The following is a 16,226-nucleotide window of genomic DNA, read 5'->3' as shown; positions in this document are numbered from 1 at the left end:
CATGAATCAAATCGTACGTAAAGGGACTCCTGCAGATCTTCCAAGACTTTTAGAATTAATTGTTGAATTGGCTGTATATGAAAAAGAACCTAATGCGGTTGAAGTTACTATCGATGAATTAGAAAAGGATGGTTTCGGTGAAAATTCCATCTTTGATTTTTTTGTTGCTGAAATCGATGGTGTGATCCAGGGGATCGCTTTATATTATTTTAAATATTCTACCTGGAAAGGAAAATGTTTATTCCTGGAAGATATTGTCGTCAATGAAAAATTTAGAGGAAAAGGTATTGGAAAAGTACTTTTTGATCAGGTAGTAAATGTAGCTGCTGAACATCATTGCAAGAGAATGGAGTGGCAAGTTTTAAAGTGGAATACTCCGGCTATTGAATTTTACAAGAATAAATTTGACGCACAACTTGATGCAGAATGGTTAAATGGCAGACTGGTTTATGATCAACTTCAAAAGTTAAAGTCTTAGCTAAAAAGTCATTCATTTTAACTAAACGGTCGTCACCTTTTTGGGGGTATTCATCACAAACAAAAACCCTAAAACACTGATATACAAACATCAGTATTAATCTCCATTTTCAATATTTTATCTTTTTCTTGTTTTTTTGACCAAATAGTTTGTATTTTTGACCCAGAATTTAAAATTCAATTTTAGATTACCACTATGAAACTACGTTACTACATCATGCTTTTTATGGCGATTCTTATTTCTGGAATCTCCTTTCCCCTTAAAGCACAACTTATTGGTCAGCAAACTGTGACTGCCACAATGGACTTGAGACCGGTACTTCAATTAGACATTTCAACTAAAAATCAAATCGAGTTTGTATTTGATAATATAGATGAGTACTATGCTGGTATTACGCAATACGGAGCAACCATTTTAAAAGTGAGCGCAACAGTTAACTGGGATTTATATGCTGTAGGTCGTTCAACGGGGACAAACGGAGCTGAGTATTGGGATCAACAAATCAGTTATGGAACTGGTAATAATCCAAATGCAGTTCCAAACATTCCTTTAAGTTGTTTAGAACTACACCAATCCAGACCAAACGCTGGTGCCAATGCGGCAAGTGGTCCCTTTGCTGATTACAGTAGTCCTTTTGCACCAAGTTCTTCTAGGACCGGAGCAAATAGCATTTACGTAAATGGAGGGTCAAACATTGCACCTTCTACCAATGACAAATACATTGGGGGACATGCTGGCACTTCAGGTATCGTGGGACAAGATTTTTTACCTGGAGGTAGCTATTTAAATCAAAATGGAATTAACTCAGATTACTATTACGTAATTGATTACAGAATTTTACCTGGGCTTCCAGCTATTTTCCCAATGGCTGCAGATGCAGATGGATCAAATTTTGAAGATTTGGTAACGGTAAATGGAGATGGTGCATATGCACAACCCGGAGTTTATACTATGTACGTAGAATACATATTATTAGAAGACCAATAAAATATTTAAGATATACTTTCAAAGTAGGTGAGAGTAGTTAGTGGATAGTTAGTAGAAAAGCGCAAATTAATTTGCGCTTTTTTTATGTCCATTAGAATCTAACCACTTTTACTTTAAATAATATTTTCATCTCTATTTTTACCTTATTTTCGGGGAATATCTTTAACGAAGACTTTATGCAAGAAACGATCGAAAATCTGGTAAATGGACTAAATAATATAGTTTGGAGTAACGCACTCATATTTGTTGCTTTAGCTTCTGGTATTTTTTACTCTTTTAAAACTCGATTCGTTCAACTTCGTATGCTCAAAGAAATGTTGCGACTGCTATTTGGCAGTAAAGCATCTGAACGTGGTGTATCTTCATTTCAAGCATTTGCAATTGCTATTTCGGGACGAGTGGGAACTGGTAATATTGCCGGGGTGGCTACCGCTATTGCTTTAGGTGGACCAGGTGCTATTTTCTGGATGTGGGTCATTGCATTCTTAGGTTCTGCATCTGCCTTCGTAGAAGCAACATTGGGACAACTTTATAAGGAAAATAAAGGGGGTGAATATCGTGGGGGACCAGCCTTTTATATTGAAAAAGGCCTAAAAATCAAATGGTTTGCCATCGTATTTGCAATTGCTACCATTCTAAGTACTGCCTTATTTCTTCCAGGAGTACAATCTAATAGTATTGCTGCAGGAATTAAAACTGCATTTAGTATTGACCCGTTATATACCGGCTTATTTATTGTTGCTTTTTTGGCTTTGATCGTTTTTGGCGGGGTCAAACGAATTGGAAAATTTTCTGAGGTTGTTGTTCCTTTTATGGCTATTGCATATGTACTCATTGCAGTAATCATTATTGGCATGAACTTTAGAGAGATTCCTAATGTCATTAGCTTAATCATTTCTTCTGCATTTGGTGCTAATCAAGCTTTTGGAGGTATCATAGGAATGGCTATTATGTGGGGCGTTAAACGCGGAATATATTCCAACGAAGCGGGTCAGGGAACCGCTCCTCATGCTGCAGCTGCGGCTGAAGTAAGTCATCCTGCCAAACAAGGTTTAGTACAGGCCTTTTCTGTATATGTAGACACGCTATTTGTTTGCACGGCCACCGCTTTTATGATTCTTTTTACATTCCAATACAATGTTGAGAATCCGGCTGGAGGATTTCTTTTTGAACATCTCCCGGGAGTTAATTATGGTCCGGAATACACACAACTTGCCATTGAATCGCAGTTCCCTGGATTTGGGAAAGTTTTCGTAGCAATAGCTTTATCATTTTTTGCTTTCACTACCATCATGGCTTACTACTATATCGCAGAAACAAATGTGAGTTATTTGGATCGTGACAATAAGAAAAAATGGATGGTATGGGCATTAAGAATTTTAATCTTAGGAGCAACACTTTATGGCGCAAGTAATACCGCTGATTTAGCATGGACCATGGGTGATATTGGTGTGGGTATTATGGCTTGGTTAAACTTCATTGCGATATTCATGCTTAGAAAACCAGCATTGGCATTATTGAAAGATTACGAGAAGCAGAAAAAACAAGGTATTGAAGAACCTTTGTATGATCCAAATAATAGTGATTTGGATATTGAAGATGTAGATATCTGGAAACGAATTTCTTCAAGATTTAAAGAAAAATCAGTCTAATTTTCATTCTATTTATTTTGAGTTTTTCAACCCTAATCCGGCAACTTCAAATTACGATTTGGCGTCATATGATTGATTAATATACCGAACATAATAACACACCAATTCGCAAAACCAAACCTCATGAATTCCAGGAAATTGGTCTTAACAACCTTACTTACCTCAACCATCTTAGGACTTAGTATAACAATTTATTGGACAAATAAAACTGAGACCAATGCATCCAAACGAATCGCTTATGAGGCTTTTTTAAAAGACCACCCATACAGTGCACCAGTTGACTATTTAAAAGTTTCAAAAACACCCAAACATGATCGACCTGACCTTGCCTATCGCCAGGACTTTTTGGCTACCATGAATCCGCAAACCGGAAGACCAGAAGCAGAAAAGTTAATTCCTATTCGTGAAATGATTCATTCACTTAAATCTTCTGCTCAATCGCACAGAGCACCTGGTTCAAATACATCTCCCTGGACCTCCAGAGGTCCGAACAACATTGGAGGTAGAACACGGGCTGTCGCATGGGATCCAAATGTCAATAATAAAGTTTGGGCTGGAGGTGTCTCTGGAGGGCTTTGGTACAATCCTAATATTACAGATTCCACATCATCCTGGGTTTCCGTAAATGACTTTTGGGAAAATCTGGCCATTGGAGCAATTGCTTTTGACCCTAATAATACCAGTATTATGTATGTTGCCACAGGAGAGTATTATCTGGCTACAAATAATGGTGCCGGAATCTGGAAATCAACTGACGCGGGTAACTCTTTTACCAGATTAAGTTCCACAACATCCTTTTATGCTGCAAACGATATGATTGTAAGGAATGAAAATGGTGCGTCTGTAATCTATGCTGCTATTTCTGCAAATCACGTACTTGGGACCTGGTTTGGCACCAATACTGAAGGTCTACAAAGATCAACTGACGGTGGTCTCACATGGACACAGGTACTTCCCAATGCAAGCGGGTCCCCTATTAAGGTTTCTGATATGGATTTAGCGGCCAACAATGATTTATGGATTGGCACCGGACAAAACTCAGCCGGAGGTGGTGGAGGCCGAGTATATTCCTCTTCGGACGGAATTAACTTCACACTTAAACATCAACATTCATCACCAAAAAGAGTTGTCTTATCCTGCGCTCAATCAGATTCCAATTATGTTTATGCTGCTTTTGAAACCAACCTAAAACTTGGCGCTATTAAACAAACTACAGATTATGGCAATACCTGGGTTACACGTTCAAAACCCAATGATGCAGACATAGATATTCCGGCAGATGATTTTACACGATGGCAAGCCTGGTTTGACTTAACAATTGCTGTTGATCCTAATGATAAGGACGCTGTAATCATTGGTGGAATTGATCTCTTTAAAACTCAAAATGAAGGCATCACATGGAATCAAATTTCACATTGGGAATCTAAATACGGTTTTCAATATGTGCATGCGGATCAACATGCCATTGTATACAAACCCGATTCTTCATCATATGTCCTTTTCGGAAATGATGGTGGGGTATTTTATTCCTCAAATGCGACACAAAACATGCCTACTATTGGTTCTAGAAATTACGGTTACAATGTAACTCAATTCTATTCTTGCGATATTCATCCCAATGCAGGATCAAATTACTTTCTTGGAGGAACGCAAGATAACGGCACCCAACAATTTACTATTCCTGGAGTTAATTCTACACATACGGTATCCGGTGGTGATGGCTGTTATTGCCATATCGACCAAACTAATCCGGATTATCAATCTTCCAGTTATGTTTTCAATTACTTTTTCCATTCATTTGATGGCGGGGTCACATTCGATTCCATTAATATGGATTATACCACAGGTAAATTCATTAATCCTAGTGACTATGATGATCATCTCAACATTCTTTATACCTACAAAACCCATACATCATTGTATCGAGTGACCAACTTTGAAAGTACAAGTCCGGTCATCGGCTCGGTTAATATTCCGGATATTCAGGCTACGGCTGCAAGTGTTAAAGTGTCTCCACATACCACATATGCGACTAATTTATTTATCGGAACAGATGCCGGTAGAATTTTCAAAATCACCAATGCCCATACAACTCCGACTTCAACAGAAATCACCGGGTCATCATTCCCGGTAGGTTCAATATCTTGCATTGAACTAGGTCAAAATGAAAATGAAATTCTAGCGACTTTTACAAACTATGGAATTAACTCTCTTTGGTATACCAACAATGGAGGTATTTCCTGGACTTCGAAAGAAGGGAACCTTCCTGACATGCCCATTCGATGGGCTTTGTTTAACCCATTAAATTATAATGAGGTGATTGTTGGAACCGAGGTTGGTGTTTGGAGCACCACAGACTTTAATTCAACTTCACCTACATGGACACCTTCCATCAATGGAATGGCCAATGTAAGAGTAGATATGTTTAAACTGAGATCATCCGACAATGAAGTCATAGCCGCTACACATGGACGCGGATTATTTTCTTCAAATGCTTTTTCTCCTTCTATTAACACACCTACATATTGCCTAAGCTCTTCAGCAAATTCTCCTTGTGATGAATTCATCAGTAATGTTACCATTGGAGCTATTAATAATAGCACCAATTGTGACAATTATTCTGATTTTTCAAATCAATATACTACGGCTTATAAAGGAGAAATTTTACCCATTTCAATCTCCACACTTAATAATTCCGGAGCAGCAGGTACTAATGGAAATCAACTTGCTGTATGGATAGACTGGAACAACAATAAAAGCTTTACGGATGCGGGAGAACAAGTTTATCAAATCACTTATACTCCCGGCACTACCGCTCCAATATCTTTTAATCTAAATGTACCCGCAAACCTCAATAATGATACAGTCAGAATGCGAGTTAGGATGAGCAGATATCAAACCTTTGGTCCAATAGTTCCATGTGGCACCTCTCTTTGGGGGGAAGTTGAGGATTATTCTTTGATCATAAAAGACGCCCCTGTTATCACATGGAACACAACGGTTCAGGATACACAAATCACCTGTGATATTTCTCCACTTCCTACAATTACAGGGACTCCTGCAGCTATTACAACTTGCGATAGTAGTGGTGTTCAGATTTCATATGTAGATAGTTTAACAAATGGGGTTTGTAATCATAACTACTCCATTACCAGAACATGGACTGCCTTTGACTCATGTGGAACTATGGATACATTGGTTCAGCATATTACCATTAAAGATTCGATAGCTCCAACAATTACTTGTCCTTCTCCACAAACCATTCTAGCTACAAATGGAAGCTCAGTTTCAGTTCCAAATTATATTGACTCTGCAAATGTTTCGGATAATTGTTCAAATATTAATGATATTATTATTACTCAAAATCCTTCTGCCGGAACAATCATCCCTATTGGAACTTCATCCGTAACTTTAACTGCTATGGATGAATGTGGAAATACGAATTCATGCTCCTTTCCTTTAATTGTAAATAGTGTTATCGGTATTTCAGAAATTACAGCTCAATCTATACGTGTTTATCCAAATCCAAGTACTGGAATCTTTCAAATTGATCTCACCAAAGTATATCGCCAAATTGAATCGCTACAGATTTATGATCTTAATGGTCAGTCAATCTATAAACAAGATGATTCATTCTCCGGTAAGCTGAATACCATCCATCTGACAGATGTACAAAAAGGCACCTATTATATTATGATTCAAATTGCAGATAAAAGACTTCTCAAAAAAATCATCTTATTGTAATTTGATAGTGTCACAATTCTTTTGCTACGCAATTTGTATTTGCTGCGGATATATTTCGTAAAAGTATTCTACATAAGTATCTGAACTTTTGTGACCCTTCTGGATTAAACTATCTGTTTTATTGAGATTATAGCAGGCCTTATCATTTTCTTGAAGTTCTATTTGAGCTAATCCCATATAGTAATATGCCTATCTACACGCTTCATAATTTTGAATTGCCTCCTCATAAAGTGTTATTACTTTATTCCATTCTTTAAATTATTAATACAGAAGGTCATTGGATCTAAACAAAAAAGCCATTCCCAATTGAATTGAAAACGGCTTTTTCTATAAACTTATGATATAAAAATCAAACTAGGCTTCTAAAATCCATTCACCCGTTTTTAGTTTTGGTTCCGCCTGTTTGTACTTCATTGATTTAGTTTCTCCTGTTCTTACATTTCGAACAGTCACTTTATCATTTCTACTATAAGATACTCCTTCATTCACAATCGGTGTTTTCTTTTCCTGAGCTTTATTTTCAGATGGATCGTGATATTGCTGACCTCCTGTTGCAGCTGATGGCAATTCATCTTTACGCTCTTGTAAGTTTTTCACCTTAATTCTAGGAGCTGGCGCTGCCTGAACCTGGGTATTTTCCTGTTGTGGTAAATTTGCTTTTACCAGGAATGATACACCTTCACGCCCAATTTGACCTACCATTTCTTTGAATAACTTGAATGATTCAAACTTGTAGATCAATAACGGGTCTTTTTGCTCATAAACCGCATTTCTAACTGATTGACGTAAGTCATCCATAGCTCTTAAATGCTCTTTCCAATATTGATCAATCATCGCTAAAGAAACACCTTTTTCTAACGAATCAATCAACTCCATTCCTTCAGTATTGTACGATTTCTCCAAATTAGCAATCACCTGCATTGATTTCTTTCCATCAGTAAATGGAACCACAATGTTTTCGTAATGTGCATTTGGATCTTCGTATACATTTTTGATTACTGGGAATGCAGCTTGTGCCATTTCTTTTTGACGCGTGAAATAGCTATTTAAAGTCGCTTCATATACTTTCTCTACAAGATCATTCTTCTTCATATCGTAGAATTCTTGCTCCGTAACTGGTGCATCTACGTGTAAAGAAGCTAATGTATCCAACTTAAACCCATTGTAATCTTTAGTTGCAGAATAATCTTCAACCATATTTTCGATATTATCGAAGATTGAATTCGCCACATCAATTTTTAATCGGGTACCATGTAATGCATTTCTTCTACGCTTGTAAATTACCTCACGCTGTTTGTTCATTACATCATCGTACTCCAATAAGTTCTTACGAATTCCGAAGTTATTTTCCTCTACTTTTTTCTGCGCACGCTCAATTGATTTTGAGATCATGGAATGCTGAATAGACTCACCTTCTTCGTGTCCCATTCTATCCATCATTTTTGCAATACGCTCAGAACCAAATAGACGCATTAGATTATCTTCAAGAGATACGAAGAACTGAGACGATCCCGGGTCTCCCTGACGACCAGCTCTACCTCGCAACTGTCTATCAATACGTCTGGACTCATGTCTTTCTGTACCGATAATAGCCAAACCACCTGCAGCTTTGGTCTCATCTGTTAACTTAATATCAGTACCACGACCTGCCATATTCGTTGCAATCGTAACCGTTCCAGGCTCACCTGCATGTTGCACAACTTCTGCCTCTTTCTGGTGCAACTTCGCATTCAGTACCTGATGTTGAACTTTTCTCATCGTCAACATTCTTCCTAATAATTCAGAAACCTCCACTGATGTAGTACCTACCAATACCGGTCTACCTGAATCACGAAGTTTTACGACCTCGTCAATTACTGCATTGTACTTTTCTCTAGCCGTTTTATAAACCAAATCTTCACGGTCATCGCGTAACAATGGTCTATTTGTTGGAATCACAACAACGTCCAACTTATAAATTTCCCAGAACTCCCCTGCTTCTGTTTCCGCAGTACCCGTCATTCCGGAAAGCTTATTATACATTCTGAAATAGTTCTGTAACGTTACAGTTGCATAAGTCTGTGTAGAAGCTTCAATCTTCACACTCTCTTTCGCCTCAATCGCCTGGTGCAACCCATCAGAGTACCTACGGCCATCCATAATACGACCTGTCTGCTCATCAACAATTTTCACCTGATTATCCATCACCACATATTCCACATCCTTTTCAAACATACAATATGCTTTCAGCAACTTATCTACAGTATGAAGTCTTTCCGTCTTAACCGTATAATCGTCTAAAACGACCTCTTTTGCTTTAAGTTTCTCACTCTCATCCTGATCCGAATTATCAATTTCTGATAATAAACTAGATAGATCAGGCATTAAGAAAAATTCTTTGTTTTCTACCGATTTTGAGATCAGCTCTAATCCTTTTTCAGTTAGGTCTACACTATTGTTTTTCTCTTCGATCACGAAATACAATTCGTCATCTACAATATGCATATGTTTACCTTGTTCCTGAAGATAGAAATTCTCAGTTTCCTGCATCATTAATTTAACTCCAGGCTCACTTAAGAATTTAATTAAAGACTTACTTTTTGGTAAACCTCTGTAACATCTAAACAACGCGAGTTTACCTTCATCTAATAATTTTAGTCTCTCTTTCTTATCCGGATGGGTGGTTTCATTTACCGCTAACTTCTTTTTTGCTTCGGTAAACAAAGTATTCACCAATTTCTTTTGAGCAACAACCAATTGTTCAATCTTTGGTTTCAACTCATCAAAGTGATGTACATCTCCTTTAGGTGTAGGACCAGATATAATTAATGGCGTTCTTGCCTCATCAATCAAAACTGAATCCACCTCATCCACAATCGCATAATTATGTGGCAATTGCACAAGTTCTCCCGGAGTACTCGCCATATTGTCTCGCAAGTAATCGAAACCAAATTCATTATTGGTTCCATACGTAATATCCGAACCATATGCTTTTTTACGCTCAGGAGAATTTGGCTTGGTTTTATCAATACATGATACAGATAACCCGTGGAATTCAAATAATGGCGCCATCCACTCACTGTCACGTTTCGCCAGATAATCATTTACGGTTACTACGTGAACACCTCTACCAGGAAGTGCATTCAAGTACATTGGCAAGGTACCCACTAAAGTTTTACCCTCACCTGTCATCATCTCTGCAATTTTACCTTGATGCAATACGATACCACCAATCAACTGTACATCGTAGTGAATCATATCCCAGGTCACTTCATTACCCGCAGCAATCCAGGTATTGGACCAAACAGATTTTTCACCTTGAATTTCTACAGAATCTTTTTGAGACGCAACTAATCGGTCATTTTCTGTAGCCGTTACCTCCACATGTGTATTCTCTGTAAATCTTCTAGCTGTTTCTTTGAACACCGCAAAAGCTTGCGGTAAAATTTCGTTTAAAACTTTCTCTACCTCTGTTGTGATCTCCTTTTCAATGCTATCGATCTGGTTGTATAACTTCTCTTTAGCTAAAACATCAATATCAGAGCCTTCTGCTTGTTGCTTTAAATCTTCAATTTGTTTCTTTTGAGATGCTATCCGCTCTTGAATTTTATTTTGAAATTCAACTGTCTTTTGGCGTAAATCATCATTGGAAATACTTTTTAGACTTCCATATTCTTTATTGATCTGGTCAACAAGATGTTTAATGGCTTTAATATCTTTCTCAGACTTATTCCCAATTATTTTCTTTATCGTGTTTACTAATGATCCAAACATCCGTAATAATATTATTTATAGCATTTTATAAAATGCCTAGTCTCTTTAAAATTTTAAATTTTCTGACTTGATATAGCAGGCCAGAATAAGGCGCTCAAAAATAGTGGATTTTACCAATTCTATTAGCATTTTTTAAATTGATTTAACAAGTCTACAACTTGCTAACAACAAGGTTAAAATCAAACTTTTAAGGCAAAAAAAAGCCTCTCAACGAGAGGCGCAATTTATTTAATATTCATCTTCATTAAAGAAGAAATCTTCCTTGGTAGGATAATCTGGCCAAATATCTTCAATAGTCTCGTAAATCTCTCCCTCATCCTCAATCTCTTGTAAGTTCTCTACAACCTCTAGGGGAGCTCCAGTACGCAACGCATAATCAATAAGCTCATCCTTGGTTGCCGGCCATGGGGCATCTTCCAAATTCGAAGCTAATTCTAGTGTCCAATACATCGTTTATCTTTTTTATTTCCCGTACTTTTTAGGAACGGCAAAAATATATTTTTATCGTACATATACAATATATTTTTTTAACACTTCACAAGGAGTTCGAACTCCTTTTATTTTTTTGGTAACCAAGGGATTTCTTCTGCCTTAAAATCTATGGTCCACTTCCTTCCCAAAACGAACAAATAGTCGCTTAACCGATTTACATATCGCTTTGCAAAATCAATATCAGGATCATCCGACATAAGCGCTACAATGCTTCTTTCCCCTCTTCTACAAACCGTTCTGGCAATATGACAATGAGATACTGCTGGATGTCCTCCTGGAAGTATAAAAGACTTCATTTCAGGCAGATTCTGATCCATTTTATCCATTTCTTCTTCCAACTCTGTTATAAACGATTCCTCAAGTTTAGGCAGAACCATTTTTTCCTTACGTTCAGGGTCAGTTGCCAGATACGAACCTATGGTAAAAAGAATATCCTGAATATGGATAATTACTTTTTTCTCTTCTTCAAACAGCGATAAATCTCTCAACATTCCCATCCAGGAATTCAACTCATCAATGGTCCCATAAGACTCAATTCGAATATCACTTTTCAGGACTCTTTTCCCTCCAAAAAGCGAGGTCTTTCCTTTATCTCCGGTTTTGGTATAAACTTTCATCGTATAAACTATTCCAAACCTTTTTCTCTAACCACCTGCATCAATAAATCCGGATAATCAGAGATCAACCCATCTACTCCCCAATCAATTAATCTCTCCATATCAGCACGTTCATTAACCGTCCACGGAATCACATCCATACCAATGTTATTCGCTACTTCAATTTCTTCCTCAGTCAGCAGTTTATAATCGCAACCATATACATCTGGTTCAAAACCCAATAAATCTACATTCTTTTCAACGCCTAATTTATTATCTACTAATAATGCCAATGGCACTTCACATTCAGTACGCTCTAAATATTGCAAAATTCTCAAATCAAAAGATTGAATCGTACATCTATCTACGGCATCATACAACTTAATAATATCATAAACCGCCTCGGCATAAACAGAGGGTTTTGGGTGTAAAACCCCATCACCAGCAGAAGAAGATTTAATCTCAATGTTAAATCTCATTTCCGGCAGGTTATTCTTTGCCGTATACTCATCCGATTCATTGATCACCTCAGACAATAACGGCTTATAGGTTTTCATTTTCTTTTGCTCCGGGAACCTCTCATTTCCTAATGAACCACAGTCATATTCCATGATATTGGCATACCTCAGATTGAATAATTTCTTAGAATCATCCTTTAAAGGCTTTCCAGTTGGAGCTAAGCATAGGCTTTTTAACATCACGAGATCATGTGAAACCACTACGTTTCCGTCTTTCGACATGACCACATCCATTTCCAAAGTTTTTACCCCAGTATCAATAGCTGCCATAAAACCTGGCAATGTATTTTCTGGATATCTCCCGGTAAACCCTCTGTGTCCCTGTGCATCAAATTCCATATCTTACTTATATTCTTTGATTTGGAGTTAAGTACAAGCTCCAAAGTATTTTTTAATCAAAATCTATTTAACACCTAAATTCGGCTAGGCAATCTATCAACAAGAATAATAATTATTCTTGAATAACAACTTACTGAAACCTTCGTAAACCTTAATACTTGTTAATAATATAGTTTTGTTCAAAATGGTTTAATATGAAGGCTGCTTTTCTAGTCCAAAATGGCGCTGCACCAAGCGTTTTTCAAGTTCGCGAAACTGAAACACCGCAATTCAAAGAAAACGAGGTATTAATCAAAGTCGAAACGTTTGGACTTAATTATGCAGATGTTATGGCCAGAAAAGGACTTTATGCGGCTGCTCCTCCCTTACCAAGTATTCTAGGATACGAAGCCGTAGGGCATATCTCAAAAGTAGGCAACAATGTCACCCAATTCAAAGTAGGAGATCGCGTGTTAGCCTTTACAAGATTCGGAGCTTATGCAGAGTATTGTGTCGCACCAATCGAAGCGGTAGTTCTACTCCCTTCAGAAATTCCGAATGATGCAGCTACAGCTCTTGCAACGCAATACTGCACCGCCATATATGCAGCCAAAAGAATGGCTAATATTCAGAAATCTGAACGGGTACTTATTCATGCAGCAGCGGGTGGAGTTGGGCACGCTTTAATTCAACTTGCTCAACATAAAGGTTGCGAGATTATTGCCACAGTAGGTAATGATGAGAAAAAGGAACACCTTCAAAATATGGGACTTTCTCATATCATTAATTATACTGAATATTCATTTAATGAATCCATTAAATCTACTTTCGGAGAAAAAAGTGTGGATGTTATATTCGACCCTATTGGAGGTAAAAATCATAAACTCAATAGGGATTTATTAGCTATTGGTGGTCGAATGATTATGTATGGTATTTCATCCTTCAGCAATAAAAAAGGAACCTGGTATGACAAATTGCAGCTCATGCTTCAATTTGGTTTTCTAAGCCCTTTACACTTCTTGATTCATAGTAATGGAATCATAGGCGTCAACATGCTTCATGTAGCAAGTGAAAAGCCTTCTATTCTTACAGAACTTTTGGAAGATGCGGTACAAGGGTATCTGGATGGAATTTACAAACCGCACATGGCTTTCCATGGTAAAATATCAGACTTACCACATGCGCATGAGCTACTGGAAAAAAGATCAACGATTGGTAAACTAGCCGTCAGTTGGTCATAATTCTATTACAATTATCATTTAAATCGGATAGATTCCTCATACTTTTACATCATGACATCAAAACTAGATATAGATCGTTCGAATGGTTTACCGAATAATAAACCAATTATAATTAGTGGACCATGTAGTGCAGAAAGCCCGGAACAATTGATGTCAACGGCAAAAGAACTTGCAAATTCAGGCAAGACAAATGTTTTACGTGCTGGTGTTTGGAAACCCAGAACACGTCCAAATGCATTTGAAGGAATTGGTGAAGAAGCCTTACGCTGGTTAGCTGATGCAGGCAAAGAAACTGAGCTTCCTACCAGTACCGAGGTGGCCACGGCAGAACATGTTGAATCAGCATTAAAAGCTGGTATTGACATTTTATGGATTGGCGCGAGAACAACTACAAACCCATTCTCTGTTCAGGCTATTGCAGATTCGTTAAGAGGTGTGGATATTCCTATAATGGTAAAAAATCCAATCAATCCGGATATTAATTTATGGGTGGGCGCCCTGGAAAGAATTAACAGAGCAGGAATCACAAAGTTATCTGCTATTCACCGCGGGTTTTCGACATTCCATCAACAGTATAGAAATGCCCCTCTTTGGGATATTCCTCTAAAGTTGAAGATGCTTTTTCCAGACATGCCTTTGATTAACGATCCGAGTCATATTTCCGGAAGCCGAAACCACTTACAACAAGTCGCTCAAAAAGCAATGGATTTGGATATGGATGGTCTGATGATCGAATCTCATATTGACCCTGATCATGCACTTAGTGATGCTAAACAACAATTAACTCCAAGTGCTCTCAGTCTCATGTTGGATGAACTTCAATACAGGTCTTCATCTTCTGATTCAAAATCATACAACATTAAACTAGAAGAACTCAGAAGTCAAATTGACCAGATCGATAATGAGATTCTTGAGGCTTTGGGGAAACGAATGTCCGTGACAGGCGAAATTGGTCATTATAAAAAATCTAATGAGGTTACCATTTTCCAGATTGATCGTTGGAAAGAAATTTTAGATACACGCCAACCTTTTGCGATCTCAAACGGTTTATCTGAATCATTTACAGATAAATTTCTTCAATTGGTTCATGACGAATCAATTCGCGTTCAAACTGAGATTCTAAATCAGAAAAAGTAATATTTCTTATTACTTCCCTTTTACTAACTCCAAACTTCGTTTGGAACATGGTGCTGTACGCAAAATTTTCATTAAAGTTTTTAACTATGAATTCTCTTTGTTTAACTAAAAATTTATTTACATTTGCATCAGTAGGTGGTTAGTGGGGGGAGTCATTTAGCTTAGGCGATGACTCCCTTTTTTATTTTCAAGACTTTAACTCAATATCTGAACTACCAGTATTCCCAAATAAGTTCCAATTGCATTGCCCATTAAAGCTATAATAATTCCTGGCGCAATTAAATTTCGTCTATTTAGTGATTCCGCGACTGGCCCAATAAAAGGAGGACCAAATATGGCCGCAGTGGAACTGATCAAAAATGCATTCACATCAATTTTAAAAATTTTAGCAAGAATTAAATGAATGGTCAACATCGTACTGTATATCACCGCAAAGTATTTGAAGATATCCAAATGTCCGGATAACAACTCTGCCACATTGGCTTGTGCACCAAGCGTAAAACCAAAAATGATCATAAAATAATCGGCCATAACCATATTCCCATTAATCCCCTGAATATTTTTAAAGTTAGAACCAATTAAAGCCAATCCCGTTACTCCAAAAATAATGATCAACTCATGCATTTTCCCGGTCAATAGAATCGCTATTCCTACAACACCTCCTAATATCAACGCTGACAGGCCTACTCCTTTTCCTATACTCAACAATTGTTCTTTGAATGCCAATTGGAAGAAATCCACCTCGTCTTCTTGCCTCACTTCATTTTTAATATCTGAATCACTTTTCAATATGAATTTCAATACCGCAGGCAAAAAAGTAAATATAAATAACAGGTATACCCCACTAAATGCCATATCATATCCATTTAACAATACCATCATTTCTTCAGGTGCCTCAAAAGCATACCCTACCGCATTTAGATTCACTGTCCCTCCGGTATATACCCCTTCAATCATTCCGGAAATTAATGGTAAGTTTTCCAAACCATCTTGAAAAATAAACCACCCAATAGCAACAGAAGTACTTGTCGCAACTACCGCAAGCACGTAGGCTAACAATAATTTTCGAGGCTGTTGAATCCACATCTTAATATTACTGGAAAACAACATCAATGGTATTGCTAAAATTATACTTATCCCTGTAAGTTCTTTCAGCATACCATGATCGAAAAAATCAGGATCAACATTCCCAATGATGACACCCAACACATAAGCCATCACAATTGACTTCAACCACCTCATTTGTCTTTCCAAACGGAATAATAGTACTGGTAATACTAGAATTAAAGCTATCTGTAATATAATCATGC

At 37.4% G+C, this 16,226-nt stretch carries 11 protein-coding genes; 6 read left to right on the top strand and 5 right to left on the bottom strand.

Features of this window, described 5'->3' with window-relative positions:
• Position 1: 1 nt before the first annotated feature.
• The 4 genes from KFE94_10365 to KFE94_10350 all read left to right on the top strand — a co-directional run bounded on the left by KFE94_10365 (position 2) and on the right by KFE94_10350 (position 6,861).
• Positions 2 to 478: a GNAT family N-acetyltransferase gene (locus tag KFE94_10365; GenBank protein UTW65083.1), complete on the top strand. Its 477-nt coding sequence runs from the start codon at positions 2 to 4 to the stop codon at positions 476 to 478.
• 195 nt (positions 479 to 673) lie between these two features.
• Positions 674 to 1,465, top strand: a complete 792-nt coding sequence (locus KFE94_10360; GenBank protein UTW65082.1) for a hypothetical protein — start codon at positions 674 to 676, stop codon at positions 1,463 to 1,465.
• Between the two features lie 188 nt (positions 1,466 to 1,653).
• Positions 1,654 to 3,117 carry an alanine:cation symporter family protein gene (locus KFE94_10355; GenBank protein UTW68256.1) on the top strand — a complete coding sequence of 488 codons (1,464 nt, stop codon included), beginning with the start codon at positions 1,654 to 1,656 and terminating at the stop codon, positions 3,115 to 3,117.
• A 123-nt stretch (positions 3,118 to 3,240) separates the two neighbouring features.
• Entirely contained in the window at positions 3,241 to 6,861 is a 3,621-nt protein-coding gene (locus KFE94_10350; protein ID UTW65081.1) for a T9SS type A sorting domain-containing protein, read from the top strand.
• Between the two features lie 354 nt (positions 6,862 to 7,215).
• Here KFE94_10350 and secA read toward each other — a convergent pair whose 3' ends face one another.
• The 4 genes from secA to KFE94_10330 form a co-directional block, all read right to left on the bottom strand.
• On the bottom strand, positions 7,216 to 10,614 hold the full coding sequence (gene secA, locus KFE94_10345; protein ID UTW65080.1) for a preprotein translocase subunit SecA: 3,399 nt from the start codon (positions 10,612 to 10,614) through the stop codon (positions 7,216 to 7,218).
• Positions 10,615 to 10,842: 228 nt separating this feature from the next.
• Entirely contained in the window at positions 10,843 to 11,064 is a 222-nt protein-coding gene (locus KFE94_10340) for a DUF2795 domain-containing protein (GenBank protein ID UTW65079.1), read from the bottom strand.
• Between the two features lie 107 nt (positions 11,065 to 11,171).
• Complete coding sequence (locus tag KFE94_10335; protein ID UTW65078.1) at positions 11,172 to 11,723, bottom strand: cob(I)yrinic acid a,c-diamide adenosyltransferase; 552 nt, start codon at positions 11,721 to 11,723, stop codon at positions 11,172 to 11,174.
• 8 nt (positions 11,724 to 11,731) lie between these two features.
• Positions 11,732 to 12,559, bottom strand: coding sequence for a glycerophosphodiester phosphodiesterase (locus tag KFE94_10330; protein ID UTW65077.1), 828 nt, complete (start codon positions 12,557 to 12,559; stop codon positions 11,732 to 11,734).
• Positions 12,560 to 12,753: 194 nt separating this feature from the next.
• Here KFE94_10330 and KFE94_10325 point away from each other — a divergent pair, with 194 nt between their 5' ends.
• Together KFE94_10325 and KFE94_10320 are read left to right on the top strand one after the other, a co-directional pair.
• The gene (locus tag KFE94_10325) at positions 12,754 to 13,779 is read left to right on the top strand and encodes a zinc-binding dehydrogenase (protein ID UTW65076.1); all 1,026 of its coding nucleotides are present in this window, start codon (positions 12,754 to 12,756) and stop codon (positions 13,777 to 13,779) included.
• 51 nt (positions 13,780 to 13,830) lie between these two features.
• The gene (locus KFE94_10320) at positions 13,831 to 14,916 is read left to right on the top strand and encodes a bifunctional 3-deoxy-7-phosphoheptulonate synthase/chorismate mutase type II (protein UTW65075.1); all 1,086 of its coding nucleotides are present in this window, start codon (positions 13,831 to 13,833) and stop codon (positions 14,914 to 14,916) included.
• 195 nt (positions 14,917 to 15,111) lie between these two features.
• On the opposite strand, the gene KFE94_10315 is transcribed toward KFE94_10320, so the two are convergent.
• Positions 15,112 to 16,224, bottom strand: a complete 1,113-nt coding sequence (locus KFE94_10315) for a DUF819 family protein (protein UTW65074.1) — start codon at positions 16,222 to 16,224, stop codon at positions 15,112 to 15,114.
• Positions 16,225 to 16,226: the final 2 nt, after the last annotated feature.

Source organism: bacterium SCSIO 12643, from assembly GCA_024398135.1.
In the GTDB taxonomy this organism is placed as follows: domain Bacteria; phylum Bacteroidota; class Bacteroidia; order Flavobacteriales_G; family Salibacteraceae; genus CAJXZP01.
The sequence above is the reverse complement of the archived record's forward strand: the minus strand, read 5'-3'. Positions and strand labels throughout refer to the sequence as shown.